This is a genomic window from Hyphomicrobium sp. LHD-15 (genome assembly GCF_031157355.1).
Lineage (GTDB): Bacteria > Pseudomonadota > Alphaproteobacteria > Rhizobiales > Hyphomicrobiaceae > Hyphomicrobium_C.
The window spans coordinates 485,978-511,887 of sequence record NZ_JAVIFT010000001.1 but is presented as its reverse complement, the minus strand read 5'-3'; the positions used below and the strand labels follow the sequence as shown (position 1 = coordinate 511,887).

The 25,910-nt window shown below is 62.8% G+C and carries 32 protein-coding genes; 22 read left to right on the top strand and 10 right to left on the bottom strand.

All coding sequences use genetic code 11. From position 1 onward, the window contains the following. Positions 1 to 46 precede the first annotated feature (46 nt). From rplN to rplQ, 16 genes are all read left to right on the top strand, one after another. On the top strand, positions 47 to 415 hold the full coding sequence (gene rplN, locus RCO24_RS02380; RefSeq protein WP_291148831.1) for a 50S ribosomal protein L14: 369 nt from the start codon (positions 47 to 49) through the stop codon (positions 413 to 415). Further along, positions 415 to 741, top strand: coding sequence for a 50S ribosomal protein L24 (gene rplX, locus RCO24_RS02375; protein WP_308959795.1), 327 nt, complete (start codon positions 415 to 417; stop codon positions 739 to 741). The genes rplN and rplX overlap by 1 nt, the downstream gene beginning before the upstream one ends. A gap of 3 nt (positions 742 to 744) precedes the next feature. Then, a complete protein-coding gene (gene rplE / locus RCO24_RS02370) occupies positions 745 to 1,425 on the top strand; it encodes a 50S ribosomal protein L5 (RefSeq protein WP_308959794.1) in 681 nt (226 codons plus the stop codon). 47 nt (positions 1,426 to 1,472) lie between these two features. Then, positions 1,473 to 1,778, top strand: coding sequence for a 30S ribosomal protein S14 (gene rpsN, locus RCO24_RS02365; protein WP_295559826.1), 306 nt, complete (start codon positions 1,473 to 1,475; stop codon positions 1,776 to 1,778). A 15-nt stretch (positions 1,779 to 1,793) separates the two neighbouring features. Continuing rightward, positions 1,794 to 2,192, top strand: a complete 399-nt coding sequence (gene rpsH / locus RCO24_RS02360; RefSeq protein ID WP_308959793.1) for a 30S ribosomal protein S8 — start codon at positions 1,794 to 1,796, stop codon at positions 2,190 to 2,192. A 55-nt stretch (positions 2,193 to 2,247) separates the two neighbouring features. After that, a complete protein-coding gene (rplF, locus tag RCO24_RS02355; RefSeq protein WP_308959792.1) occupies positions 2,248 to 2,790 on the top strand; it encodes a 50S ribosomal protein L6 in 543 nt (180 codons plus the stop codon). A gap of 10 nt (positions 2,791 to 2,800) precedes the next feature. Beyond that, complete coding sequence (rplR, locus tag RCO24_RS02350; protein WP_308959790.1) at positions 2,801 to 3,163, top strand: 50S ribosomal protein L18; 363 nt, start codon at positions 2,801 to 2,803, stop codon at positions 3,161 to 3,163. Between the two features lie 16 nt (positions 3,164 to 3,179). Then, positions 3,180 to 3,761, top strand: coding sequence for a 30S ribosomal protein S5 (gene rpsE / locus RCO24_RS02345; RefSeq protein WP_308959789.1), 582 nt, complete (start codon positions 3,180 to 3,182; stop codon positions 3,759 to 3,761). Positions 3,762 to 3,858: 97 nt separating this feature from the next. Then, entirely contained in the window at positions 3,859 to 4,059 is a 201-nt protein-coding gene (gene rpmD / locus RCO24_RS02340; RefSeq protein WP_308959787.1) for a 50S ribosomal protein L30, read from the top strand. Between the two features lie 73 nt (positions 4,060 to 4,132). Continuing rightward, positions 4,133 to 4,684, top strand: a complete 552-nt coding sequence (gene rplO / locus RCO24_RS02335) for a 50S ribosomal protein L15 (RefSeq protein WP_308959785.1) — start codon at positions 4,133 to 4,135, stop codon at positions 4,682 to 4,684. Positions 4,685 to 5,013: 329 nt separating this feature from the next. Further along, a complete protein-coding gene (gene secY, locus RCO24_RS02330; protein ID WP_308959784.1) occupies positions 5,014 to 6,375 on the top strand; it encodes a preprotein translocase subunit SecY in 1,362 nt (453 codons plus the stop codon). Then, the gene (locus tag RCO24_RS02325) at positions 6,372 to 6,956 is read left to right on the top strand and encodes an adenylate kinase (protein ID WP_308959782.1); all 585 of its coding nucleotides are present in this window, start codon (positions 6,372 to 6,374) and stop codon (positions 6,954 to 6,956) included. Before secY ends, RCO24_RS02325 begins: the two co-directional genes overlap by 4 nt. Before the next feature lie 208 nt (positions 6,957 to 7,164). Beyond that, on the top strand, positions 7,165 to 7,536 hold the full coding sequence (rpsM, locus tag RCO24_RS02320; protein ID WP_308959781.1) for a 30S ribosomal protein S13: 372 nt from the start codon (positions 7,165 to 7,167) through the stop codon (positions 7,534 to 7,536). Between the two features lie 124 nt (positions 7,537 to 7,660). After that, on the top strand, positions 7,661 to 8,059 hold the full coding sequence (rpsK, locus tag RCO24_RS02315; protein WP_020087346.1) for a 30S ribosomal protein S11: 399 nt from the start codon (positions 7,661 to 7,663) through the stop codon (positions 8,057 to 8,059). Between the two features lie 137 nt (positions 8,060 to 8,196). Beyond that, positions 8,197 to 9,222, top strand: coding sequence for a DNA-directed RNA polymerase subunit alpha (locus tag RCO24_RS02310; protein WP_308959780.1), 1,026 nt, complete (start codon positions 8,197 to 8,199; stop codon positions 9,220 to 9,222). Between the two features lie 130 nt (positions 9,223 to 9,352). Then, positions 9,353 to 9,778: a 50S ribosomal protein L17 gene (rplQ, locus tag RCO24_RS02305; protein ID WP_308959779.1), complete on the top strand. Its 426-nt coding sequence runs from the start codon at positions 9,353 to 9,355 to the stop codon at positions 9,776 to 9,778. Positions 9,779 to 9,881: 103 nt separating this feature from the next. Here rplQ and RCO24_RS02300 read toward each other — a convergent pair whose 3' ends face one another. Next, positions 9,882 to 10,334, bottom strand: a complete 453-nt coding sequence (locus RCO24_RS02300; protein WP_308959777.1) for a regulator — start codon at positions 10,332 to 10,334, stop codon at positions 9,882 to 9,884. Between the two features lie 152 nt (positions 10,335 to 10,486). Between RCO24_RS02300 and RCO24_RS02295 the strand changes: the two genes are divergently transcribed. Continuing rightward, the gene (locus tag RCO24_RS02295) at positions 10,487 to 11,500 is read left to right on the top strand and encodes an AraC family transcriptional regulator ligand-binding domain-containing protein (protein WP_308959775.1); all 1,014 of its coding nucleotides are present in this window, start codon (positions 10,487 to 10,489) and stop codon (positions 11,498 to 11,500) included. A 19-nt stretch (positions 11,501 to 11,519) separates the two neighbouring features. On the opposite strand, the gene RCO24_RS02290 is transcribed toward RCO24_RS02295, so the two are convergent. The 7 genes from RCO24_RS02290 to RCO24_RS02260 form a co-directional block, all read right to left on the bottom strand. Then, positions 11,520 to 11,996 carry a hypothetical protein gene (locus tag RCO24_RS02290; protein WP_308959774.1) on the bottom strand — a complete coding sequence of 159 codons (477 nt, stop codon included), beginning with the start codon at positions 11,994 to 11,996 and terminating at the stop codon, positions 11,520 to 11,522. 40 nt (positions 11,997 to 12,036) lie between these two features. Next, positions 12,037 to 12,789 (bottom strand): hypothetical protein, encoded by a 753-nt coding sequence (locus RCO24_RS02285; protein WP_308959773.1) that lies wholly within the window; start codon positions 12,787 to 12,789, stop codon positions 12,037 to 12,039. A gap of 147 nt (positions 12,790 to 12,936) precedes the next feature. Continuing rightward, positions 12,937 to 13,437, bottom strand: coding sequence for a hypothetical protein (locus RCO24_RS02280; protein WP_308959772.1), 501 nt, complete (start codon positions 13,435 to 13,437; stop codon positions 12,937 to 12,939). A 56-nt stretch (positions 13,438 to 13,493) separates the two neighbouring features. Continuing rightward, complete coding sequence (locus tag RCO24_RS02275; RefSeq protein ID WP_308959771.1) at positions 13,494 to 14,162, bottom strand: VWA domain-containing protein; 669 nt, start codon at positions 14,160 to 14,162, stop codon at positions 13,494 to 13,496. 254 nt (positions 14,163 to 14,416) lie between these two features. Further along, positions 14,417 to 15,310: an MBL fold metallo-hydrolase gene (locus RCO24_RS02270; RefSeq protein WP_308959769.1), complete on the bottom strand. Its 894-nt coding sequence runs from the start codon at positions 15,308 to 15,310 to the stop codon at positions 14,417 to 14,419. Positions 15,311 to 15,313: 3 nt separating this feature from the next. Further along, the gene (locus RCO24_RS02265) at positions 15,314 to 16,237 is read right to left on the bottom strand and encodes a lipid A biosynthesis acyltransferase (RefSeq protein ID WP_308959768.1); all 924 of its coding nucleotides are present in this window, start codon (positions 16,235 to 16,237) and stop codon (positions 15,314 to 15,316) included. Between the two features lie 96 nt (positions 16,238 to 16,333). Further along, positions 16,334 to 17,602, bottom strand: a complete 1,269-nt coding sequence (locus RCO24_RS02260) for a UbiH/UbiF family hydroxylase (RefSeq protein ID WP_308959767.1) — start codon at positions 17,600 to 17,602, stop codon at positions 16,334 to 16,336. A 355-nt stretch (positions 17,603 to 17,957) separates the two neighbouring features. On the opposite strand from RCO24_RS02260, the gene RCO24_RS02255 reads away from it, so the two are divergent. The 4 genes from RCO24_RS02255 (at position 17,958) to RCO24_RS02240 (ending at position 23,244) form a co-directional block, all read left to right on the top strand. After that, positions 17,958 to 19,340 (top strand): porin, encoded by a 1,383-nt coding sequence (locus RCO24_RS02255; RefSeq protein ID WP_308959765.1) that lies wholly within the window; start codon positions 17,958 to 17,960, stop codon positions 19,338 to 19,340. A gap of 227 nt (positions 19,341 to 19,567) precedes the next feature. After that, entirely contained in the window at positions 19,568 to 20,848 is a 1,281-nt protein-coding gene (locus RCO24_RS02250; protein ID WP_308959764.1) for a porin, read from the top strand. A 368-nt stretch (positions 20,849 to 21,216) separates the two neighbouring features. After that, entirely contained in the window at positions 21,217 to 21,570 is a 354-nt protein-coding gene (locus tag RCO24_RS02245) for a hypothetical protein (protein ID WP_308959763.1), read from the top strand. A 330-nt stretch (positions 21,571 to 21,900) separates the two neighbouring features. Beyond that, a complete protein-coding gene (locus tag RCO24_RS02240) occupies positions 21,901 to 23,244 on the top strand; it encodes a UDP-glucose/GDP-mannose dehydrogenase family protein (RefSeq protein WP_308959761.1) in 1,344 nt (447 codons plus the stop codon). A 77-nt stretch (positions 23,245 to 23,321) separates the two neighbouring features. Here the strand turns inward: RCO24_RS02240 and RCO24_RS02235 are convergent, their stop codons facing one another. After that, a complete protein-coding gene (locus RCO24_RS02235; RefSeq protein ID WP_308959760.1) occupies positions 23,322 to 23,789 on the bottom strand; it encodes a nuclear transport factor 2 family protein in 468 nt (155 codons plus the stop codon). Positions 23,790 to 23,890: 101 nt separating this feature from the next. Beyond that, positions 23,891 to 24,610, bottom strand: a complete 720-nt coding sequence (locus tag RCO24_RS02230) for a L,D-transpeptidase (RefSeq protein ID WP_374990904.1) — start codon at positions 24,608 to 24,610, stop codon at positions 23,891 to 23,893. Between the two features lie 487 nt (positions 24,611 to 25,097). Between RCO24_RS02230 and RCO24_RS02225 the strand changes: the two genes are divergently transcribed. Further along, a complete protein-coding gene (locus tag RCO24_RS02225) occupies positions 25,098 to 25,892 on the top strand; it encodes a carbonic anhydrase (protein WP_308959758.1) in 795 nt (264 codons plus the stop codon). Positions 25,893 to 25,910 lie beyond the last annotated feature (18 nt).

Below are 25,910 nucleotides of genomic sequence, written 5' to 3'. Positions count from 1 at the left end.
GCAAGATTGAAGCCGCGCACTAGGCGGCAGGAAGAGAGACGATGCGATGATCCAGATGGAGACAAATCTCGACGTCGCTGACAATTCGGGCGCGCGTCGCGTTCAGTGCATCAAGGTACTGGGCGGCTCGAAGCGCAAGTACGCCACCATCGGCGACACCATTGTCGTGTCCGTCAAGGAGGCTATCCCGAAGGGCCGCGTCAAGAAGGGTCAGGTCATGAAGGCCGTGATCGTGCGTGTTGCCAAGGGCGTTCGCCGCCCGGATGGCTCGCTGATCCGCTTCGATCGCAACGCCGCCGTGCTGATCAACGCACAGGGCGAGCCTGTCGGCACGCGCATCTTCGGACCCGTGACGCGCGAACTTCGCGCCAAGAACCACATGAAGATCGTCTCGCTCGCTCCGGAGGTGCTGTAATGGCCTCGCTTAAGATCAAGAAGGGCGACAGCGTCGTCGTTTTGACGGGTCGCGACAAAGGCAAGCGCGGCGAAGTGATCGAGGTTCGCCCCAAGGAGAACCGCGCACTCGTCCGTGGCGTCAACGTCGTGCGCCGTCACCAGCGCCAGACCGCGTCGCAGGAAGGCGGCATCATCTCGAAAGAGGCCGCGATCCAGATTTCGAATCTCGCGCTCGAGGATCCCAAGGACGGCAAGCCGACCCGCGTCGGTTTCCGCATCCTCGATGACGGCAAGAAGGTCCGCTTCGCCAAGCGCTCGGGCGAAGTCATTCCGGAGAAGAACTAAGCCATGGCCGAGAAAGAAAAGCCCCAGAAGGCTGCAAAGGCAGGCGCCGCGCCTGCCGGCAAGCCGGGTAAGGAAGCCAAGGGCGCCAAGGCGCCGAAGGCTGAAGCCGCTCCGCGTGAGTGGAAGCCGCGTCCTGCCGACTACAAGCCGCGTCTCAAGACCCACTACGAGAAGGTGGTTCGCGACGCGCTGAAGGAAAAGTTCGCTTACGCGAACCCGATGCAGATTCCGAAGATCGAGAAGGTCGTGCTCAACATGGGCGTCGGCGAGGCAACCGCTGACCGCAAGAAGGTCGACAGCGCTGCTGGCGATCTCGCGCTCATCGCCGGCCAGAAGCCGCTGCTCACCAAGTCGACCAAGTCGATCGCGACCTTCAAGGTCCGCGAGGGCATGACGCTCGGCTGCAAGGTGACGCTGCGCGGCGACCGCATGTACGAATTCCTGGATCGCTTCGTCACCATCGCGCTGCCGCGCGTGAAGGACTTCCGCGGTCTGAACCCGAAGAGCTTCGACGGCCGCGGCAACTATGCGTGCGGTCTCAAGGAGCACATCGTGTTCCCCGAAATCGACTATGACAAGGTCGACCAGGTTTGGGGTCTCGACGTGATCGTTGTCACGTCGGCCAACTCCGATGACGAGGCGCGCGAGCTGCTTCGTGGTTTCAACTTTCCTTTCCGCAGCTAGAGGACCTCGGGCTGACCAGACCCCGAAAGGCCTTTGGAGGACAATGAATGGCTAAGACGAGCTCTATCGAAAAGAACAACCGGCGCCGCAAGCTGGTCGCCCAGCACGCTGCCAAGCGCAAGCGCCTGAAGGCGATTGCCGACGACCTGAAGCGCCCGGCCGAGGAGCGCTTCGCGGCGCGTTTGAAGCTCGCCGAGATGCCGCGCAACGGTTCGGCTGTGCGGATTCGCAATCGCTGCGAGATCACGGGCCGCGCCCGTGGCAACTATCGCAAGCTCAAGATGTGCCGCAACCAGCTTCGGGAGCTGGCCTCGCAGGGCCTCATTCCCGGCATGGTCAAGTCGAGCTGGTAAGGAGGGCATACGCAAATGGCTGTAAACGATCCCATCGGCGATATGCTGACGCGCATCCGCAATGCGCAGCTCCGTCGCCGTCCCAAGGTCTCGACGCCCGCTTCCAACATGCGCGCCCGCGTCCTCGACGTTCTCGCCGAGGAAGGCTACATCCGTGGCTACACGCGCATCGAGCAGAAGGGTGAACTCCCCGAGTTCGAGATCGAGCTGAAGTATTTCAACGGTCAGCCGGCGATCAAGGAGATCAGCCGCGTGTCGACCCCCGGCCGGCGCGTTTATTCGCCGGTTCGCGATCTCAAGAGCGTTGCCAACGGTCTCGGCGTCGCAATCCTCTCCACGCCGAAGGGCGTGATGTCGGATTCGCGCGCCAAGGAAGAGAACGTCGGCGGCGAGATCATCTGCAACGTATTCTAGCCTGAGGATCCGGCCCCGGCCGGGATCTCGAGGACAAGACCCGAGGAAGACGACAATGTCACGCATCGGAAAAAAGCCGGTTCCCGTTCCCGCCGCCGTCACGGCGACGGTCGACGGCCAGACCGTCAAAATGAAGGGCGCCAAGGGCGAGCTTTCCTTCACGCTGCCTGAGGAAATCAAGGTCGAGAAGACCGCCGAGGGTATCGAGCTGACGCTCAACGACGACACCAAGAAGGCGCGCTCCATGTGGGGCATGTCCCGCTCGATGGTGCAGAACCTGATCACCGGCGTCACCGACGGCTACACGCACACGCTCGAGATTCACGGCGTCGGTTTCAAGGCGTCCATGAAGGGCAAGGATCAGTTGACGCTGTCGGTCGGCTTCAGCCACGACGTCGTCCACACCATCCCGTCGGGCGTCGAAGTCAAGGTGGGCGGCGCGAAGCAGGAAGTCGTGACGGTTTCCGGCATCGACAAGCAGCTCGTCGGACAGGTTGCCGCCGAAATCCGCGCCTCGCGCAAGCCGGAGCCCTATCAGGGCAAGGGCGTGCGCTTCAAGGGCGAGCACGTCTTCCGCAAGGAAGGCAAGAAGAAGTAGGACCAACGTCATGGCCAATGCAAACAACCTATTCGAAAAGCGCCGCGCGCGCGTGCGCCGGACGTTGAAGGCCCGCGCAGCCGGGCGTCCGCGTCTTTCTATTCACCGCTCGTCGAAGCACATCTACGCGCAGATCATCGACGACGCCGCCGGCACCACGCTCGCCGCGGCTTCGAGCCTCGAGAAGGATCTGCGCACGTCCCTCAAGACGGGTGCCGACAAGGCCGCTGCTGCGGCGATCGGCAAGCTCGTCGCCGAGCGCGCTGTCAAGGCTGGCGTAACGTCGGTCGTGTTCGATCGCGGCGGCTATCTCTACCACGGGCGCGTCAAGGCGCTCGCAGATGCGGCCCGCGAGGGCGGTCTCAGCTTCTGATGAAAGGAATCTAATCGTGGCACGTCCATCATCGAGAGACCGCGGCGGCCGGGATCGTGAGCGCGAAGAGCGCGAGAGCGAGTTCTCGGACAAGCTGGTCCACATCAATCGCGTTGCGAAGGTCGTGAAGGGCGGTAAGCGCTTCGGCTTTGCGGCCCTCGTTGTCGTCGGCGATCTCAAGGGCCGCGTCGGCTTCGGCCACGGTAAGGCCCGTGAGGTGCCAGAGGCGATCCGCAAGGCAACCGAAGCTGCACGCCGCAACCTGCTGCGCGTGCCGCTCCGCGATGCCCGCACGCTCCACCATGACAGCGAAGGCCGTCACGGTTCGGGCAAGGTCGTGCTTCGCTCGGCTCCCGCAGGTACCGGCATCATCGCCGGCGGCGCCATGCGCGCCGTGTTCGAGATGCTCGGCGTTCACGACGTTGTCGCGAAGTCGCTCGGCTCGACCAACCCGTACAACGTCGTGCGTGCAACGTTCGACGCGCTGAAGGAGCAGGAGAATCCCCGTTCCGTCGCCGCCCGCCGCAACAAGAAGGTGTCTGAGATCGTCGCGCGTCGTCGCGATGGTTCGGGTACCGAGGTCGGCGCTGAAGCCTGATAGGGCAGGGGCTTCCGGGACGGCGTAACGCGCCATTCCGATTGAAGCCTCGACCCGTCAGAGGTCCGGCGCAAGAAATTCGAGAAGGTTACGAGATATGGCAGCCAAGAAGACGGTCACGGTCGAGCAGTTTGCGAGCGCAAATCGCCGGCCTGAAATCCAGACCAAGACCCTGAAAGGTCTCGGCCTGAACAAGCTGCATCGCCGCCGCGTTCTCGAAGACACGCCGGCCGTGCGCGGCATGATCAACTCTATCCCTCACCTCGTTCGCGTCGTCGACGAGGCAGGCAAGGCCTGAGGCAAGTCGGAACCGGGATTGGTCCGGATCGAAACTGCTTCCAGTCAAAGACGAATAAGGAGCTCGGGGTCCCATGCGGCTCAACGACATCAAGGATAATCCCGGCGCGCGCAAATTCCGCGTGCGTATCGGCCGCGGCATCGGCTCCGGCGTCGGCAAGACCGGCGGCCGTGGCGGCAAGGGGCAGACGGCACGCACCGGCGTCGCCATCGGTGGCTTCGAAGGCGGTCAGATGCCGCTTCATCGCCGCCTTCCGAAGCGCGGCTTCAACAAGTTCGATCGCAAGGATTGGAACGAGATCAACGTCGGCGCGCTGCAGAAGGCCGTCGACGAGGGCAAGCTCAAGGCCGGCCAGTCGGTCGACGTGACGGCGCTCGTGGATGCTGGCGTTCTCCGCCGCCCCAAGGATGGCCTGCGCCTGCTCGGCACCGGCGAGATCAAGGCCAAGCTGGCCCTTACCGTGAACCATGCCTCGGCTTCCGCCAAGGCGGCGATCGAGAAGGCTGGTGGCTCGATCAGCGTCATCGAGAAGAAGGTTCTGGCTGCCGACGAGGCAAAGCGGAAGAAGTCCGCTGCCAAGAAGGCTGGCACGGGCAAGAAGTCGGCCGGCGGCTCGGAAGAATAAGGGCTGGTTCCGGTGGCATTCGGCTCCGGCGCCCGCGGCGCCGAACGCTCGGAACGCCGCTGGATGAGGCCGCCCGGTCCCTGAGGGGGCTCGACTCGGCGGGTCCCAGACACCAAATAAGAGGCCGCTCCGGGGAGGAGCGGCCGAAGCCATGATGGAAGGGCCACGCCGGTCACACCATTATGGTCTAAGACCTTGGATCAGAAGTGTCATCGCCGCGACGACTTTGGCGATGCGCTCGAGAGCCTGAACGTTCGAAACGCGTGTGCACGCGCGTCAAGAACGAGAGCTAGCCTCTAAGGCTCACGGGAAGCCGGGAGAGAACGACTATGGTATCCGCTGCCGAGCAGCTTGCCTCGAACCTCAATCTCGGCGCCTTCGCCAAGGCGCAGGACTTGAAGAACCGCATCTGGTTCACGCTGGGCGCGCTGATCATCTATCGTCTCGGCACCTTCATTCCGATTCCCGGTGTTGACGCGGGCGCCTTCGCGGCAGCCTTTAAATCGCAGTCGTCCGGTATTCTCGGCATGTTCAACGTGTTCGCCGGCGGCGCCGTCGAGCGTATGGCGATCTTCGCCCTGAACATCATGCCGTACATCTCCGCCTCGATCATCATTCAGCTCATGACCTCGCTTTCGCCGAAGCTCGAGGCGCTGAAGAAGGAAGGCGAATCCGGCCGCAAGCAGATCAACCAGTACACCCGTTATCTCACGCTCGTGCTCGCCGCCTTCCAGGCCTACGGCATCTCGATCGGTCTTGAAGGATCGCGCTCGGAGGCCGGCGCTGTCGTCGGCGATCCGGGCTGGTTCTTCCGCCTGACGACGGTCATCACGCTTGTCGGCGGTACCATGTTCCTGATGTGGCTCGGCGAGCAGATTACGCAGCGCGGCGTCGGCAACGGCATCTCGCTGATCATCTTCGCGGGCATCGTGGCCGGCCTGCCGTCCGCGATCGTCGGACTGTTCGAGATGGCCCGCACCGGCGCTCTGTCGACCTTCCTGCTGCTCGCCCTTCTGGCGCTGATGCTGGCTGTCGTCGCCGCCATCGTCTTCATCGAGCGCGCGCAGCGCCGCTTGTTGATTCAGTATCCGAAACGACAGGTCGGCAACCGCATGTTCCAGGGCGATGCCTCGCATCTGCCGCTGAAGCTCAACTCCGCGGGCGTCATTCCGCCGATCTTCGCCTCGTCGCTGTTGCTGCTGCCGATCACCGTTGCGCAGTTCTCGTCGACCCAGGGCGGCGGACCGGAGTGGCTGCAGTCGATCGTGGCCTCCCTCGGCCACGGCCAGCCGCTCTATCTCGCGGTCTATATTTCGCTGATCATCTTCTTCGCGTTCTTCTACACCGCCGTCGTGTTCAATCCGAAGGACACTGCCGACAACCTGCGCAAGCACGGCGGCTTCCTGCCGGGTATCCGCCCGGGTGAGAAAACGGCCGAATACATCGACTACGTCCTGACCCGCATCACTGTGGTCGGCGCGCTCTACCTGGCCGCTGTCTGCGTCATGCCCGAAATCCTGACCTCCTACGCTGCCGTTCCGTTCTACTTTGGTGGCACTTCACTTCTGATCGCCGTTAGCGTGACTATGGATACGGTCGCTCAGATCCAGAGCCATCTGCTGGCCCATCAGTATGAAGGCCTGATCAAGAAGGCGAAGCTCAGGGGCGCGACGGGCCGGGGGCGTAGATGAAGCTCATTCTTTTGGGGCCTCCGGGCGCCGGCAAGGGCACACAAGCCGAATCTCTTGCCAAGCGTCGGGGTCTGATCCAGCTCTCCACCGGCGACATGCTGCGCGCAGCCGTCAAGGCCGGCACCGAGATTGGCCGCAAGGCCGAAGCCATCATGAAGAGCGGCGGCCTGGTGTCGGACGAGATCGTGATCGGCATCATCGCCGACCGCATCTCGGAACCCGACTGCGCCAACGGCTTCATCCTCGACGGATTTCCGCGCACTTTGAAGCAGGCGGCCGCCCTCGACGAGCTTCTCGATTCCAAGGGCACCATTCTGGACGCCGTGATCGAGCTCAAGGTCGATGACGCGGCCCTGCTATCCCGGATCGAGAACCGCGCCCGCGAGACCGTCGCGGCCGGCGGTACGGTTCGCGCTGACGATAACGCCGAGGCGCTGAAAACGCGTCTTATGGCGTACTACCGGGAGACGTCCCCGCTGATCGGCTACTATTTTGCCCAGGGCAAGCTGAAGACGATCGACGGTATGGCTCCCATTTCCGAGGTTTCCCGGCAGATCGATGCTCTGCTGGGGGATGCGTGACAGCATGAAAAGATGTCACAAGAACAAGGCGCAGGTTGACGAAGTATTATGACCAAGCTACAACACCGCGCTTTCAGGACGATGAAACGGAGGAATTGGTCCGTGCGGCGGCATTCGCCCGGATCAGTTTTGTCCGTATTTTTTCGTTGAATAACAGATAGATGTCGCCGCGCAATGCAGGCGGCAATGAAGCCTCCAGGAGACGGACGTGGCTCGTATAGCTGGTGTGAATATCCCGACGCAGAAGCGCGTTCTGATCGCACTTCAGTACATTCATGGGATCGGCCCGAAGTTCGCAGAGGAAATCTGCAAGCGCGTTGGCATCCCTGCCGACCGCCGCGTTAACCAGCTGACGGACGCCGAAGTCCTCCAGATCCGCGAGGCGATCGACCGCGATTACGTCGTGGAAGGTGATCTTCGTCGCGAAGTTTCCATGAATATCAAGCGCTTGATGGATCTCGGCTGCTATCGCGGCCTCCGCCATCGCAAGGGCCTTCCGGTCCGCGGCCAGCGCACTCACACCAACGCGCGCACCCGCAAGGGCCCGGCCAAGCCGATCGCCGGCAAGAAGAAGGCCTAAGCGCGTTTGCGAATTCATTCGGCCGGCTTCACGCCGGCCGATCTCACTCAGGCCGTCGTTGGATGGCCGTCGGATTGGCCCGGTGCACAGGTAACAGGGCGCGGGCAACAGGAGCTGCGAGCAAATGGCAAAAGAAGCACAGGGGCGTACGAAGGTCCGCCGCCGCGAGAAAAAGAACATCACGTCCGGCGTTGCCCACGTGAATGCCTCGTTCAACAACACGATGATCACCATCACCGACGCCCAGGGCAATACCCTGGCCTGGTCTTCTTCGGGCACCATGGGCTTCAAGGGTTCGCGCAAGTCGACCCCCTTCGCCGCCCAGATGGCTGCTGAGGACGCTGGCAAGAAGGCCATGGAGCACGGCATGAAGGTGCTCGAGGTTGAGGTGTGCGGCCCCGGTTCGGGTCGTGAATCGGCCCTCCGCGCGCTGCAGTCTGTCGGCTTCCAGATCACCTCGATCCGCGACGTGACGCCGATCCCGCACAATGGCTGCCGCCCGCGCAAGCGCCGCCGCGTTTAAGACCAAGCGAGTTCAGGTCTCGGAAGACGGGTGGAATAGCGGCGCCACGCTCCCGTCTCCGGTCTCGAACTCATCCTCTGTTGGAAGCGTGCCGCCCTCCGGCGAGGCGGCACCCCGAACCGCTACGAGGAACCCCCGTGACGAACGTACTGCAAAAGAACTGGCAAGACCTCATCAAGCCGTCGAAGCTCGAGATCACTCCGGGCCGCGACCGCACCCGTACCGCGACCATCGTCGCCGAGCCGCTCGAGCGCGGCTTCGGTATGACCCTCGGCAACGCGCTCCGTCGCGTCCTGTTGTCGTCGCTCCAGGGCGCCGCCATCAAGACCGTGCAGATCGACGGCGTGCTGCATGAGTTCTCCTCGATTCCGGGCGTCCGCGAGGACGTCACCAGCATCATCCTCAACATCAAGGAAATTGCGCTCCGCATCCATTCGGAAGGCGTGAAGCGCATGGTGCTGAAGAAGGAAGGCCCCGGCCCCGTCAAGGCTGGCGATATCGAGACCGGCTCCGAAGTCGATGTTTTGAACCCCGAGCACGTGATCTGCCACCTCGACCAGGGTGCCACGATCCGCATGGAGTTCACCGCCGACATGGGCAAGGGCTACGTCGCCGCCGAGCGTAACCGCCCGGATGACGCGCCGATCGGCCTGATCCCGGTCGACAGCCTCTACACGCCCGTGACCAAGGTCTCCTACAAGGTCGAGAACACGCGCGAAGGCCAGATCCTGGATTACGACAAGCTGACCATGACGCTCGAGACCGACGGCTCGGTCAAGGCCGAGGACGCCGTGGCGCTCGCCGCGCGCATCCTGCAGGATCAGCTCGCCGTCTTCATCAACTTCGAAGAGCCGAAGAAGGCCGTCGAGGAGAGCCGCCATCCGGAGCTCGCCTTCAACGCTGCCCTTCTCAAGAAGGTCGACGAACTCGAGCTCTCGGTGCGCTCTGCGAACTGCCTGAAGAACGACAACATCGTCTACATCGGCGACCTCATCCAGAAGACGGAAGCCGAGATGTTGCGCACGCCGAACTTCGGCCGCAAGTCGCTCAACGAGATCAAGGAAGTTCTGGCCGGCATGGGGCTCCACCTCGGCATGGAAGTGCCGAACTGGCCGCCGGACAACATCGAAGAGCTCGCCAAGCGCTTCGAGGACCAATACTAGAACGCTATTCCTCTCCCCGTCGCGACGGGGAGAGGTCACGACCGCTGCTTCGCAATAGGAGCAGCGCTGAACGTCACTACGAGGTGAGGCCAAAGAACCTCCCCGTAACAACCTAAGAGAAAGAGAATCTATGCGACACAAAAAACTGGGCCGCCGTTTCGGCCGTCAGAGTGCGCACCGTCAGGCGATGTTCTCGAACCTGGCTGCCGCCCTCATCAAGCACGAGCAGATCGTCACCACGCTGCCCAAGGCAAAGGACCTGAAGCGCGTGATCGACAAGTACATCACGCTGGCAAAGCGCGGTGATCTCAATTCCCGCCGTCTCGCTGCAGCCCGTCTGCGCGACGAGGACCAGGTCAAGAAGCTCTTCGACGTACTCGGACCCCGCTACAAGGATCGCGCTGGCGGATATTCGCGCGTTCTGAAGGCTGGCTTCCGTTACGGCGATAGCGCGCCGCGCGCCGTCATCGAGCTGGTCGACCGCGACGAGTCGGTCAAGGGCGCCGAGGACAAGGCCCGCCACGAAGAGCAGAAGGCCGCCGAGGCCAACGCGTAAATCGCGGTTTCGCTCTCCAAAAGCAGAGAAATTCGACGGCCCCGATGCAACGCGTCGGGGCCGTTTCTGTTTCGATGTGGAGGTGCAGGAGAAGCCCGGCAGCTCAGGCCGCCGTCGCCACCGGCTGGCCCTGCGCTTCGAACAGCGCCTTGAACTCGGCGATGCCGAACGTCGCGACCGTGTTGAGGTCGGCGTCCAAAATCTCATAGACGAGGTTGTCGACATTCCGGTTGCTGAACAGTGCGATCACGTCCTGGTCGCCGCCGCCTTCGGTATGCGGCTCGCCATCCGCCTTACCGGACACGTAGCTGCCGACGGGCCGGATCTCTTTCAAGTCTCCGTTGGCGCGATAGATCCGCAGCTCGCCCTGCAGCACCAGCGTGATGTAATCCGCTTTGTGCCGGTGCAGCGCGATCTTTGCGTTCGCGTCGAACTTGAACAGGATGTCGACGATGCGCTTGGCTTCGTCCACCGCGCAGATGTGATAGGCGACGTGGTCGAAACCCTCGATCGTGTTCCATTTGATGTTGCGGGTATCGAAGGGAAGCGTGCTCATGTCCCAGCCTTTCCTCGCTTGTTTGCCGCCTTGATTATATTCGGCCGACCCGCAAGGGGCGTGCTCCTCCGGTGCCGTAACGCCAACGTGACTTGTTCCCTAGGGACGCGCTTGCCATTTTGCGCCAGTCGCGCGCGCCCGGTTGGGAAACAATGGCCACCCGCCTGCCAGGTTTCACGAGAGCAAGCTCGCTCGGTCCCATCGCCGACTTCATGGACCGGCAAGGCGGTTCCATCTCGCGCGTCCTAAGGGATGTGGACTTGCCCTTCGCGCTTCTTGAGCAGCCCGAAATCATCGTGCCGCTGCGCGAACAATTCCGCCTCCTGGAGCGGGCGGCTCGCGAGACGGGAGACGCCTATTTCGGAGCGCGCCTCGGCCAGGTCGTCAAAAGCCCAGATCTCAGTGCTTACGGGGCTTGGGTCTGCGTGGCGGACACGCTCGCCGAGGCGATGCGGCGGGCCCATGCCGGTCTGGCCGTCATGCTGCAAACCTCAACCAACCTCTATCAGCAGCGCCGCGACGGCAAGATGTGTTGGTCGATCGAGTTCGTCGAGCCCGAAACCGATGGCCGCCATCACAACGAGCTGCTCGGCATCGGCTACATGATGGATCTCGTCCGCGTTTACGCGGGGCCTCGCTGGAAACCGGACGTCGTGATGACGGCGTTGCCCGCAGGCGAGCCGCATCGGGCACTGGAAGAGATTTTCGGTACCAACGTTTCGAACGGCCACGCCATGTCGTCGATCGTATTCGAAGAAACGCTGCTAAGCACTGGCAGGTACTGGCCAGAGTTTGCTGGTCGCGCGGAAGCCTCGGCTCATAACGGCGAGCCGGCGGTTCCACGCCGCGACGACACGCTCGCAACCATCGCCGCTGTCACCGACCTCGCACTCCACGAAGGCTTTCCGCGCATCGATTGGGTGGCCGCGAAACTAGGAACAACGCGTCGCACTCTGCAGCGGCGGCTTTCCGGTCTGGGAACGAGCTTCAACGGCCTCGTCGAGGAAACGCTTTTCCGGCACGCGAAGACACTTCTCGCCGAAGACCAGATGTCTGTCACGGATATCGCACTGAAGCTCGGCTACGCTGATCCGGCGCATTTCACGCGTGCCTTCCGCCGCTGGTCGGGCATGGCGCCGAGCGCCTATCGCAGCGCTGCGATGTGATCGAGCAGAGCGGCCCTCTCTAGAACGCGCTCTTGAGCGAGAAGGCGCGATGCCGGTAGACGATATCCGCCACCTGCCAGTCGCTACCCGATTTCACCATTTGAAGATCGACCACGCGATCCTCTCCGAGGTTCTTGAACGACGCACGCGCGATGGCCATCGTGCTTCCGCCACCGACGATTGTGAGATCGAGGTCCGTGACCTTGCAGTCGTTTCCATCGACGAGCACGTCGTAATCGAGATCGCCGGACGCGAGGCCGCTCGAGATCTTCTTGGCGAGCGCCGGCGTGAAATAGGATTTGGCGATGGCCTCGATGTCGTAGGCCGCGCCCTGTCCGTCGCCGCCGCACATCTCGGCAACTTGCCCGTAGATTTCATCGAGAACGATCTGCGGATCGCTGCCGCCTGCAGTCGCCGGCGCCGGAAAGAGACTGACAATCGCGAGCAGCGCTGCGCAGAACGCGCCCGAGCCGCTGCTTGCTCTGGAAACACCCATCGTGTCTTGCTCCCTGTTCGAGGCCGCAAGGCCTGATCGCTCATCCTACCATAGCATCCGAAAGCAGGCGCTGAAGACGCGCATCGGAGACCTCGAAGAACGCGGCTTCTATCCGACGATCCACCTCCGGTCGCATCAGAAACCCGCCGATGGCATAGGCTTCCGGCTCGTAGTCGCGCTCGAGATAGGCCGAGTGCAGATAGCAGCGACCGCCTTCCTGAAGCACGCGCTCGCGGAGCGCAGCCATATGAACTGCGGCGCCCGGATCCGCGGCTCGATCCCAGGCCGCCAGCGCGCGCAAGAGATCGCCGCGAGCCGTGACGATGAGCGTCAGCACGTCCGTCATGTCGAACTTGAGCCTCCAGCCGACAGGCCATTGCACGAGGCCGAGCTTGTGTGCGCTGGACACCACCAGCTCGTCGAAGAAGCGGTCGATGATCCGCTCTTCGGCTGCTGGCCATTTCTTCCGCCAATCGGCCGCGGCGAGGCGCCTGAGGCAGATGTCGATGTCCATATCGAAGGGGTCTTCGTTGCGCCCGATCAGCTCGAAATAGCGCGGCAGGAAATAGCGCATCTGATGCGCCACCGGCCCATCGTCCCAGTCGTGCGCCGAATTCGTGTATTCCGCCAGAAGCTGATGGGAGATTTCGCGCAGCGGCGTTCGAAGCAGGTCTTGCTCGGTTTCGACCGACATGCAGCAGGTGCAGTGGCAGACCGTGAGCGAGCGACGCACGCTATAGCCGCTGAAGACGCGGTATGCCTCGTCGACAATGGCCTCCAGTTCCGGTGTCATGACGGACTGCAGCGTGCTCTGCCCAAAGTTGGCGAGATATGGCAGCCGCAGCGGTGAAACCCAGTTCCGTCGGGAACAGGAAGCTCGAATTTAGCCGTCGAGCCGGGCGCGAGATGGGCAGCAGATATCGCGCGCGCCGAAGAGAAATTACAGCATCAGCGACTTGCGAACTTCGAACACTTCCATGATGCGCGCGCCACGATGCGGGCCGTCACAAACGAACGTCCACCGCCCCTCGGTGAAGGTGTCGCACATCTTGACGCCCTTGATCAGGATCCAGTGCCCTTCCTTGCCCTTGTGGATGGCCAGGATGTAATGCGCCCAGGCGTTGCGCGGCTTCTGCATCCACGTCCACACAGAGGGGCGCTTCTTGCGTTCGAGATGCATGAAGGTTTCTTTGAGCGTCATCTCGTAGCCGTAGACCGCGAGGGCCCCTTCGACTTCGTCGGCGTAGGTTCCCTTGACGCGGAAACGCAGATCCGGCGGCAGGTTTCGGTACGCATTCACCGCCATCTCGACCTTGCTGATGGGATAACCCGTGATGGCCGAAAGCACATAGGGGCCGCAAAAGGCAACGCGCCCAGTGTCGTTCTGGGCGTCGTTGAGCGACGAGGTGAGCGTGGGCAAATGGCTGTCGAAATTGGACATGGGGCTACGTACCGGCAACAATTAACGAACTGTTGCCGGAAACGGTTTACGAACCGTTAACGCGCCAAGATCTGCGTTCCGTTCGCGCGCAGGCGCTCGGGGGAAAGCAGCGTAACGGCCGGGCACGCCAGCGTCTCGGAAAGCGCATCGGCAAGCTGCTCCGTCGTCTCGGCCGTCGCGTAGATGCCGCCGGTCTCGTCCGCGAGGCAGCGTTCGATGAACGACGGCGCCGGCCCCGTCATTGGCTTCAGCCGATAGCCGATGACATGAACCGTGATCGCGGGATGCCGGGACTTGAGCTCCCGGGCCAGCGCGCAGGCATCGCCCCCGCAAGTGTCTTCGCCGTCGGTCAGCGCGACGATGACGGACGGGTGCGAGCCGTTCTGGAGAAGTGCTGCCGCCTGGCGGACCGACGTCGTCAGCGGTGTGCGTCCTTGCGGCCGCAAGCGCTCGACCTCCGTCATGATCCGTTCGCCGGCGTTGGGAAGTGGTGGAAAGCGCAGGTCCACGTTCTTGCAGGTGTCGAAGTTGCGGCCCGGCCCGTAGACCAACAATCCGAGCCGGCGCGCGCGAGCCGCCGCGGGGAGAACCTTGGCCAGCGCGACGCGCGCCCGGTCCATGCGCGAAGGCGCGCCATCCGGGAAGTCCGTCGCCGCCATCGAGCCGGACGCATCGAACACCAGCATCGCGTCGTCGACGCACGATGGCTTCGCGTTCCCCGCCATTGCGGCAGCGCCCGGCACGCAGAGCCATGCGATCGCGCAGATCATTGGAAGACGCAGTCGCAAGAGGTCTGCCTGTCGAGCTTGATTTATCCGATGCCGCGCGGATTAGAGGCTGAGCCGGGGAGCGCGGCAATCCGCATTGCGGGCTCGACACGGCCTTGTGATGCGGCGCGAGCCCTGTTGCCGACTGTTCCGGCTGCCGATTGCCAGTATTCCTGCGCGCGGGAAGGGCGCCAGCCCGGCGCGCACCGCCTTTAGCGGGAAGGCGCAATCTTGGCGAGGTTTTCGCGATGCACCGCTTCGTATGGCTCGAAGTACGTGAGCCACCCGGTGTTGAGCGGTCCCTGGATCAACGCGCGAAGCGGCGTTTCGCGCAAACCCGCGTCCGTCCTGCAGCGAATGAGGGTGCGAACATACTGTTGCGTCGCGCGGATCAGCCCCCGGCTGTAGCCGCCGCCGGCGATGATGTCGGGATCGCCATGGTTCGGCAGGATGCGCGCAGGCGCCAGAGCGTCGAGGCGGTCGAGGTCCGCGAGATGGATGTCGAGGTTCTCCGGCTCCACGACGTAAGTGACCGTATCCTCCATCGTGTCGCCGGCAAACAGCAGGCGCTCTTTCGCCCACCAAATCACGGCCGCGTCGTCGCTATGAATGTTAGCTTCGATGAGTTCGACCCTGATGTCGCCGATATCGAGCGAAAGCGAGCCGGAAAACGTCCGCGTCGGATGCACGAGAGGCGAGATGGCCGGGGGGCCGTCGTAGGTTCCCGCTTCGATAGCGGCTTGATGGCGCTTCATGTGATCGGCGGTGCGCTGGGTCGCGATGATCTCGCAATCCTCGAACGCCGCGTTCCCGGCGATATGATCGAGATGCCAGTGGCTGAGCACCACCTTGAACGAGGAAACGCCGGCCTCGCGGGCGAGAATATCGCGGATGGCGGCGGCGTGTGCGAGCGACACATGCGTGTCATAGACGAGGGCTTCCGATCCGCTGACGATCGCATAGCTCGCGATGCCGAGCGAAAGCGCGCCTGAATCGACCCAGTTCTCGTGCTCCGCGAAGCGAGAGCCCGCAACGCGCCCATCGTAGAATGCATAGATCGCCGGATGAGGCTTCAGAACGCGCAGGTGTTCGATCACGGCGGACATCTCTCAACTCCAGCGCCGGTTGGACCACATCCACTGTTCCGGCGTTTCCCGCACCCACGTCTCGAACTGCTTCTGCATCTCGACCATGATCCAGCGCACGTCGTCGCTGATGTTCTTGGTTCGCGGCACGCGCAATTCCTTGATCTCGATCTCGAACCGCGACGATGTTCCGACCCGCCTGCAGCAGGACATCCAGATGCGGCTTCCCACGCGTCGTGCGATCATCGCGCCGATGGCTTGCGTCCTGGCGTCTTGACCGAAGAACGGGACCGGAAGACCAGTCCGATCGTAGAGATCGCAGACGAGCCCGAGCCGCCCGCCGGTACGAACGAAATCGGTAAGAATGCGTGCAGTCTTCTGGTTGTCTCCGTGCTCGCCTTCGACCTTGCCGCGCCCGAACAGCCCACCCGGATAGAGGTCGCGGCGCTGCCAGCGCAGATAGCTGTCGATGTACGGATTGTTGACCGAGCGATAGACCGCGGCGGGGTTCGCGCGCGCTTCGACGAACGGCCAGATCGAAAGCTCCCAATTGCCCATGTGCAGCGAGACGCCGATCGCGGGACCGAGCTTGTTCTTGTAGCGCCCGAACAGTCTGTCGGACACGATGCGAATGCGGCTGGGATCCTGGATCAGGCGGTCGATCTGCATGGTCTCGGCCATCACGCGGCCAAGGTTCTCCCAGTGCGCCATGCAGATGGCGAGCCTCTCGGCTTCGCTCTTTTCGGGAAACGCGATGGCGAGGTTGGCGAGCGCACGCGCCTGCCGCTTGGGATTGACGCGCGGGGCGAGAAATCGCCACGCCCTGGCAGAAAGACCGGTTGCCGTCTCGAGGGGCAGGATCCGCACCAAGCCGACGATCAGACGGAGCAATCCATATTCGAGCCGGAATTGCAGGTCGCGGCCAAAGCTGATGCGGGATGACGACATCGAGGTCCTAGATTGCTTCGGGAAAGCGGCTGAGACGAAGAGAGAGGCGGGCAAACGCTTTCGCGAGAATCGGGATGCCAAGTGTCGGGCGGGCCGTCAAGCGGCAGAATGACGAGGAGGCCGCTGCGATCTCTCGGCGAGCAGAGCCGCGCCATCCGGCTTCAGGAGGCTGGGCAGGGATTGAGACGGCTGCAGCCCTTCGCGGATTGCGAGACGACGCAACGGTCCGAACGTCCTGAGCGCGACGAGGCCCATCCCGCGCGCGAGATGAACCGGAACGAAATCCGAGATCAGCGAACGGTTGAGCACGTCGATGGTGGTGATACGGGAGGTGACATCGGATCTGCGCCGGGCGCTGTAGGCGTCGAGCGCCGCGCTGCCGCCCGGGTCGCGCCCTGCGGCGAGAGCTTCGGCCATGCAGTCGGCGAGCGCCGCCGCGTCGCGAATGCCGAGGTTGAGGCCTTGCGCTCCGATTGGCGGGATCACATGCCCCGCTTCTCCGACGAGTGCGACGCGGTTTCCGCCGAAGCGTTCGGCCGTGAGGCCGGACAACGGAAAAACGGCGCGCGGGGCAATCTCTCCAAGTGCGCCGAGCAGCCCTTGCAGACGGATTTCGACAGCAGTCCGAAATGCGGCTTCATCCAGGGCGGCCAGGCGCTGGGCCTCCTCGGGCCGTTCTACCCATACCAGGCTCGATGAAAGGTCCGGCAGCGGCACCGTCGTGAACGGACCGGCAGGCCGATGGAACTCGGTCGAGACGCTCCCGTGCGGACGCGAATGCCGAAATGAGGTTGCGATCGCGGCCTGCGGATAGCTCCAGGTGCGCGTCGCGATTCCGGCCGCAGTCCGGCAGAGAGAGTTCCGTCCGTCCGCCCCGGCGACAAGCTGCGCCTCGAAGCGGTCGCCCTCCTGACTGGTGAGCGTGGCGGCATCGCTCCCGATCTCGACCTGCGCGATGCCGCGCGTCGATTGCAGGGTGACGCCGCTGTCCGGCTTGGATGCGCCTGCCGTGAGGCCGGCGACGAGCGCGTTGTTCGGCACGTTCCACCCGAACACGTCGAGCCCGATCTCGGCGGCGGTGAAGGTCACCTCCGGCGCGCGCAGCAGCGCCCCGGTATCGTCGATGATGCGGATCGCGGTGATCGGCGCCGAGTGCGGCGCGATCAGATCCCAGACGCCGAGGTTCTTCAGAAATTCGATCGAGCCGGCAAAAAGCGCCGCCGTCCGGTTGTCGGGCGCCTGGCCCGCCGCGCGATGCGGTGGAGCCGCGAGAACGACGTGGGCGCCGGTCGCGCCGAGGGCCAGCGCGGCCGCCAAACCTGCGGGTCCGCCGCCCACGACAGCCGCTGTAAATCGCCGGCTCATTTCATCTCCCGTCGGACGAAAAACCTGCTCCCGAAACGTAAATCTGCAACCCCCTTCCATTGATGACAAGCGAAGTCGCTCAAGTTCCGAGAGATAGCGCGTCGCAAAACTGTCACGGAAATACCGAGGTGTAAATGCGGGCGGATGCCCGGTCGGTACTGGGCCTTCGTAGTGAAACTGTCACAAAGCCTTTTGCGCTTACGCGTTGGAAAACTTTGAGTTTATGTCCCCGTTATCCACCGCGGTTGGGGCAAGTGGATAACAGGTACTTGTCCGTGTCCGCAGCGTGGGGAGGGTCAAAATTCGGAAGTCCGTACTTGGAAGTTGAGTGCGGCGAATAGATGAGGAGTTGGGCATGGTTGGGGGTTTTAAGTTGTCAGCGGGTTCGCTGTCGCTGCTGGCGGCGGCGGGCGTTCTGCTGGTTGGGGGCACTTCGGCCCAAGCTGCTGATCTCGGCGGCAATTGCTGCGCGGATCTCGAAGAGCGCATCGCCGAACTCGAGGCGACCACCGCTCGCAAGGGCAACCGCAAGGTGAAGCTGGAAGTTTCCGGCCAGGTCAACGAGATGGTCCTGTTCTGGGATGACGGCGAGGAGTCGAACGTCGGCGTCTACACCAACGACGCGTCGCGCACCCGTTTCCGTTTCAAGGGCGATGCCAAGATCGCCGACGGCTGGAAGGCCGGCTACCTGCTCGAGATCGGCGTTCGCTCTGCCAACTCCAAGCGTTTCAATCAGGACGACCCGACCGGTGAAACCGGCTTGGATCTCCGTCACTCGACCTGGTACGTCGACAGCAAGTCGTTCGGCCGCTTCTGGGTTGGTCTGACCGGCGGCGCTGCCGAAAGCATCACTGAAATCAACGTCGCTGGCACCGGCGATGTCGCCAAGTATTCGGACGCCGAAGACATTGGCGGCGGCTTGGCTCTGCGCCTCGCCAATGGCACCTATTCGAGCGGCGGCACCTCCGTCACCTCGGGCGACATCACCATTCGCCGTCTGATCCGCGACAGCGGCAACCAGCCGGGTGAAGGCCGTCGTTACAACATGGTCCGTTACGATACGCCCGAGATCGCTGGCTTCACCGCCACCGTGAACTGGGGTGCGGACGACGCCTGGGAAATGGGCCTCCGCTACAAGGGTGAGTTCGCTGGCCTTAAGCTCGCAGCTGGCATCGCCTACGGCGAGTCGAGCGAGCCGGTCGGCGGTTCTCCGTCGGGCACGCCCAGCAACACTGTCGGCTTCGAATGCGTCGCCAACCGCACCACGAACGCAAACATTGCCGGCACCGGCAAGGACGCAGACTGCCATCAGGTCGGCGGCTCGATCAGCGTCATGCACGAGGCCACCGGTCTCTACACCAACTTCGCTGCCGGTTTCCTTGAGGACGAGCTGATCAAGAAGCGTTTCGGCGCTGGCGCTGACGATCGTCACGAGTTCTGGGCAGTTGAAGCTGGTATCCAGCGCAAGTGGCTCCCGCTCGGCAAGACCACGATCTTCGGCCAGTACTACAACAACCAGGGCGGCGAGACCGACCGCAGCTACACCGGCATCGGCCGCCTTGCTGGGTCGGAGCTCGATATCTACTCGCTCGGCGTGATGCAGGGCGTGGACGCTGCCGCGATGAACTTCTACGCCATGTACCGCCACGTCGAAGCAGAGGCTGACACCGTGGCCGGCGATCACCTGGAATTCCAGGACGTCGACATGTTCATGACCGGCGCGATCATCAAGTTCTAATCTGCGCACGCAGACGAGCTAAACGAGAAGGGGCGCCACTTGGCGCCCCTTCCTTGTTTTTGCTTGATTATGCCGGGCGGCACCTCGCCGCCATGTGGCGCACTGGCAACTACTGAGGGGGATATCCGGAAGTGTGACGGTGAATCGAACTGTTTGTAACAAAAGTCTCATCTTACTCACGTAGAGCACCCTAGGTAGGTTGGTTTTACTTAGGTTGGGGATTTACGATGAGCATGAAACAGGTGACGGGCAGCGTGCTTGCGGCAGCCGCAAGCTGTCTCGTTTGGGGGGCATCGTCTGCGCAGGCCGCGGATCTTGGCGGCAACTGCTGCGCGGATCTGGAAGAGCGGATCGCAGAGCTGGAATCCACCACGGCCCGCAAAGGCAACCGCAAGGTTAGCCTGACGATTTCGGGCTGGGTCAACGAAGCCGTGTTCTTCTGGGACGACGGCAGAGAAAGCAACACTTACGTTGGCACCAACGCCCTTGAGCAATCGCGCATCAAGTTCGCAGGCGAGGCCAAGATCTCGGAAGGCTGGTCTGCCGGCTACACGTTGGAGCTTGGCATTCTCGGAGGCGACTCCAAGTCCTTCGACGAGAAATCGCCTTCGGGCGCTGCCGACAAGGCGAACTCTGTCGCAGTCCGCAAGGCCAACTGGTTCATCAAGAGCAAGGACCTTGGCAAGGTTACGGTCGGCCAGGAAGGCACCGCGACTTACCATCTCCTCGATGACGCCAATGGCGCCGCCACCCGCAACTATTCGGACGCCGAAGCGGCCGCGGTTGCGCTCGGCGGCTTCCATATCGTCAACAACGCCACCGGCAACTACGTCGGAACCACCAAGTGGACCGACATCATGGGCGGCTTCAACAACGCCACCCCCGGCCAGAGCGGCCGCCGCAACGTGGTGCGCTATGACACCCCGACCTTCGCCAACTTCACGGCCACGGCGGCCTGGGGCGAGGACGACATGTGGGATCTGGCTCTGACCTACAAGGGCGACGTCGGCGACTTCAAGCTCGTCGGCAAGATCGGCTACGGCGAGAGCACCGATCCCAAAGCCAACAAGGGCAATTGCGCAGATCGCGGCAATGGCGATTGCCAGTGGTGGGGTGCCGCCGGCACCATCATGCACGCGCCGACCGGCCTCTATGTCTACGGCGGTTACGGCGAGCAGACGCTCGACCTCAAGGCTGCGGATGCGGGCCTGGATGACAGCTCCACGACCTGGTTCGTCCAGGCCGGTCTCGAGCGGAAGTTCTTCCCGCTCGGCAAGACCACCGTCTTCGGCGAATACCGCCACGACGACGTCGGCGTCAGCAAGGCCGGCAACAGCTCGGACCTGGATTTCTGGGCCGCCGGCGTTGTCCAGAACATCGAGAACGCCGCGATGGATGTTTACGTGATCTACCGCCACGCCGAGGGCGATTACGTCAACACAGCCAACACGTCGATCGATCTCGCCGATTGGGACATGCTGATGACGGGTGCTCGCATCCAGTTCTGATCCCCGGACCGGTGCAACTCGCACGGCCACACGGAAAGGAGCCACCGCAAGGTGGCTCCTTTTTACTGTTCGCGCGCCCGTGCCTGTGCAGGACGTGTGGAAAAAATGTGCCGCTCGGGTGTGCAGTGCAACGTACGCCGTGACCCGAAGGCGAGGAGGCGAAAATGAGGCAAGCTCAGGCCTTTAATGAGATAATGCCGCGCTCCCCCGCGAAACCAAGGGGCTGTGACCTGCTAGCCACATGGCGCCGCAACAACACTCCTTACGGGAAACGTTCACCCTGGCTTAACGACGCTCGAACATTCTTGTCACTGGCGGTATGAAGATCCATCTTCGAATCCGAAGAGAGTGGCACTGCGGGGAATTCCATGAGGCTGGCTAGGTATATCGGGATCGGACTGGCGTTGGCGCTTGCCAGCACCTCGACCCTTGCCTTTCAGGAACAGGGTGGTGCGCCGGTCACGGCTGCGCCCGCTGAAACACAGGCTGCCCCCTCTGAGACCAAAGATCTGAACTTCGCGACCCCCAAGATCGAGGGCGGCGAGAGCGCAGGCACGGAAGTTCGCATTCCCGGCCTCGGCAAGCTCGGCGTGCTTCCCAAGATGGATTTCGGCCTGGAGCTGCTTTACGGCGCGAACGACAGCGCCAAGCAGGTGCCGGAGCCTGCTGATCAGCCGGCCGAGGATCTGACGATCCGCGGCACGGTCAAGCACAATTTCTAGGCTTGGCCTGATCGTATAAGACGGAACGATAAGGAGCGCTCTCGGCGCTCCTTTTGTTTTTTGGCGCGCGGAAAGCGGCCGGCCGCCTGCGTCATGGTGCGTCTGCTACCGGATGCCAGCATGTTCGCGCCAACGAACTGTGCTTAAACCGCTCCTGATGGAGTGGACATGCTTTCGTCCTAGAAAATATAACAGGATCCACGACGAGACCATGATGTTTCGGACCCTAACAGTCCGAAGCGTGAATCATAGGTCTCCTCAAGCACCTAGAACTTGGCTTGACGCCGCCCATCGAGAGCGGCGTCCGTCATCCGGCAGAAAGGCTCGAATATGCGCATTGCCGTTGTTGGCTCCGGCTACGTGGGGCTCGTTTCCGGTGCTTGTCTGGCCGATTTCGGCCATCAGGTGACCTGCATCGACAGCAACGAGGAAAAGATCGCCGCGCTGAAGGCCGGCGTCATGCCGATCTACGAGCCCGGCCTCGATCAGATCGTTGCCAAGAACGGCAAGGCCAACCGCCTGGTGTTCACGACCGAACTCGGCAAGGCCGTGCGCGAAGCCGATGCGGTGTTCATCGCCGTCGGCACGCCCTCGCGCCGTGGCGACGGACACGCCGATCTCTCCTACGTTTATGCGGTCGCGAGTGAGATCGCGGCCAACGTAAATGGCTTTACGGTGGTAATCACCAAATCGACGGTTCCCGTCGGTACCGGCGACGAAGTCGAGCGCATCATCCGAGAAGCGAACCCGGACGCGGATGTCGCGGTCGTCTCCAATCCCGAGTTCCTGCGCGAAGGCGCGGCCATCGAAGATTTCAAGCGCCCCGACCGCATCGTCATCGGCATCGAGGACGAGCGCGCGCGCGCCGTGATGACCGAAGTCTACCGGCCGCTCTATCTGAACCAGGCGCCGCTGATGTTCACGGCGCGGCGCACGTCGGAGCTGATCAAGTATGCGGCCAACGCCTTCCTGGCGATGAAGATCACCTTCATCAACGAGATGGCCGACCTGTGCGAAGCCGTCGGCAGCAACGTGCAGGACGTGGCGCACGGCATCGGTCTCGACAAGCGCATCGGCTCGAAGTTCCTGCACGCCGGTCCCGGCTACGGCGGCTCGTGCTTCCCCAAGGACACGCTGGCACTGGTCAAGACCGCACAGGACTACAACAGCCCGCTCCGGCTCATCGAGACGACGGTCGCGATCAACGACCAGCGCAAGCGCGCTATGGCGCGCAAGGTCTCGCGCGCGATCGGCCCCGACATTCGCGGCAAGACCATCGCGCTCCTCGGCCTTACCTTCAAGCCGAACACCGACGACATGCGCGAGAGCCCGGCGATCTCGATCGTCCAGGGACTGCAGGACGGGGGCGCCAAGGTTCGGGCCTTCGATCCTGAAGGCATGGAAGCCGCCAAGGCCTACTTGTCGGATGTCACGTTCGGCGCCGATCCCTACACGATCGCCGAGGGCGCGGATGCGCTCGTGCTGGTGACGGAGTGGGATGCCTTCCGTGCGCTCGATTTCCCGCGGTTGAAGGGGCTGATGAAGGAGCCGCTTCTCGTCGATCTGCGCAACGTCTACCGGCGCGAGCAGATCGCGCGCTACGGCTTCCGTTTCGTGAGCGTCGGGCGCCCGCGCGAAGACATCAACGCCGCCTTGAGCTCGGCTGCCGAATAGCGGCAACAGCTGCGCGTAAATCGGCTCGCGCTTCGGACCCCATCGATCGGTCCGAAGCGCGAGTCGCTGGTTCTGCTCTAAAGGCCGAGTTCTGAAAGACCCGGATGGTCGAGCGGGCGCGGACCGAGCGGCCAATGATATTTGCGCTCGCTCTCGTTGATCGGTTTGTCGTTGATGCTGGCGAACCGGCGGCGCATGAGGCCCGCCTCGTCGAACTCCCAGTTCTCGTTGCCGTACGAGCGATACCACTGGCCGCTGTCGTCGTGCCATTCATAGGCGAAGCGCACGGCGATGCGATTTCCGCCGAACGTCCACACTTCCTTGATCAGCCGGTAGTCAAGCTCGCGCGCCCACTTGCGGGAGAGGAACGTGACGATCTCGTCTCGCCCCTGCGGAAACTCGGCGCGATTGCGCCATTGGCTGTCAGGTGTGTAGGCCCCCGCCACGCGTACCGGATCGCGCGAGTTCCAGGCATCCTCGGCCATGCGCGCTTTCTGTGCGGCGGTTTCGGCGGTGAATGGGGGAAGCGGCGGGCGAGCGGTCATGGTGAGCCTTCTTCTTTACGCGCTGTGCTCCCGGTCCAACAATCGAAGCCCGAGCGCTCATATTTGCGCGTGCGTTTCCAAACGCCGCGATCTTACCCGGTCTAGCCCGCCGCGCCACGTTCGTGTGCAGCGTGGCGCATGCCGTCTTCAGCTTCGGGCGCTTTCTTGCTCAAGATCGGATCGATGAGCACGACCGTGCGCGTACCGGTCGGTACACGATTGAAAAGATCGATCGCATCGTGATCGAGAAGTCGGATGCAGCCGCTGGACGTCGCCTTTCCGAGCGATGAGGGACGTCCGCCGCCGTGAATGCGGTAGAGCGTGTCGCGTCCGCCCTGGTAGAGGTAGAGCGCGCGAGCGCCGAGCGGGTTTTCCGGTCCTCCCGGCATGCCTTTGGCGAATGGCGCTGTACGCGGATCGCGCGCGACCATCTCGGCAGGCGGCGTCCACGTCGGCCATTCCGCCTTGCGCGCGATGGTGGCGGCTCCGCTCCATCCGAAGCCTTCGCGGCCGACTTCGATCCCGTAACGCAGCGCGCGTCCGTTGCCGCTGACGAGATAGAGATAGCGATTGGGCGTATCGACCACGATGGTGCCGGCCGGCTCGCTGGTCTTGTAGGCGACCTGCTGGCGCCGGAACTTGGGATCGAGCTTCGCGAGATCCGCGGCCGCGATTGGGAAGCGCTCGCGTTCGAGAGCCGCGTAGTTGCGCCGGTCGGCGTCGGTCACGTCATGGGCGATTCCGAGCCAATCGAGATTATCGGTCGCGCAGCCTGATAGCGATAAGGCAAGGCAAAGAAGCAGCAATCTACGAAGCGGCACGGCTGAGATCCCCCACAGTCCCGATTTTGGTCCCCGAACGGCAAACGGAATGCGCTTTGGCATCGAAGGTGTTTGCCGCATGCCATGCCTAAGGGCTCAGATTAAGGGAATCTTAAGGGCCCGCGGCGTCCGCGGCCTGCGGGTTCGGCCCGCCATCTTGATCAGTAGGCGGTTGCGACGACCCATGATTGTCGGGAAACACGAGAAAATTTCTACGGAAGTATCCCGATCGATTTGAGCAAGAAAAACTGTTTCATGTCAGTGCGAGCAGGTCGTCGGTTAAGCGGGCGTGAATTCTCCGGCATGAGTTGATGCAATTGCGCGCGCAACAAATGACCAAATAAAAAACAATAACGAAAACCAATAAATTGTCGTAAGTTGGATGATGTATATTATTTAGAGCATATTTAGGTGGTTTCAGCAAAGTCTCCCGTGAAAATTAAAAGCGCCCGCCCTTGAGCGATTGGCGTGTAATGCGGGAAGACCAATGAACCTTGAGCGCAGATCATTTCTGAGGATGGCGATCGGCGGCTGCGTCTGCTGCCTTCCGGGAACGCTGGCGGCTGTGCAAGCGGTCGAGCATGCCGGTGGCGGCGCTGCCGGAAAGCCGCACTGGTCCTATGAGGGCGCGACCGGCCCCGATCATTGGGGTGAGCTTTCGCCCGACTACAAAGTCTGCCAGCTCGGCATGGAGCAGACACCCATCGATCTCGCGGCAGGCTTGAAGGCCGACGCTGGCGGTATCAGTTTCGACTATCGCCCGCTTCCGCTTCGCATTCTGAACAACGGGCACACGATTCAGGTCAATTCGGCTCCCGGCTGCTCCTGCACGATCGGCGAGACGAAATACGATCTCGTGCAATTCCATTTCCATCATCCCAGCGAGCACCTGCTCGACGGGCAAGCCTTCGATATGGAAGCCCATTTCGTTCATAAATCGGCGGCGGGCGCACTCGCCGTCGTTGGCGTCTTTTTCACATCCGGCGCGCACAATTTCGGGCTGCAGCCGATATTCGATTTGATGCCGGCAAGTGAAGGCCCCGAGGTCAAAGCGGATGGCGAGTTCAATCCCGCCGCCTTCTTCCCGTCTATCCAAACGTACTTCCGCTACACCGGGTCGCTGACCACGCCCCCGTGCTCCGAAGGGTTGGTGTGGACGGTGTTTCGCGAGCCGATCGAGGCCTCTCCGGAGCAGATTGCCCGCTTCGCGGCACTGTTCCCCAACAATGCCCGGCCCGTCCAGCGACGCAACCGGCGCTTTCTGATCGAAACCGGCATCTAGCAAACGATAACAAGAAAG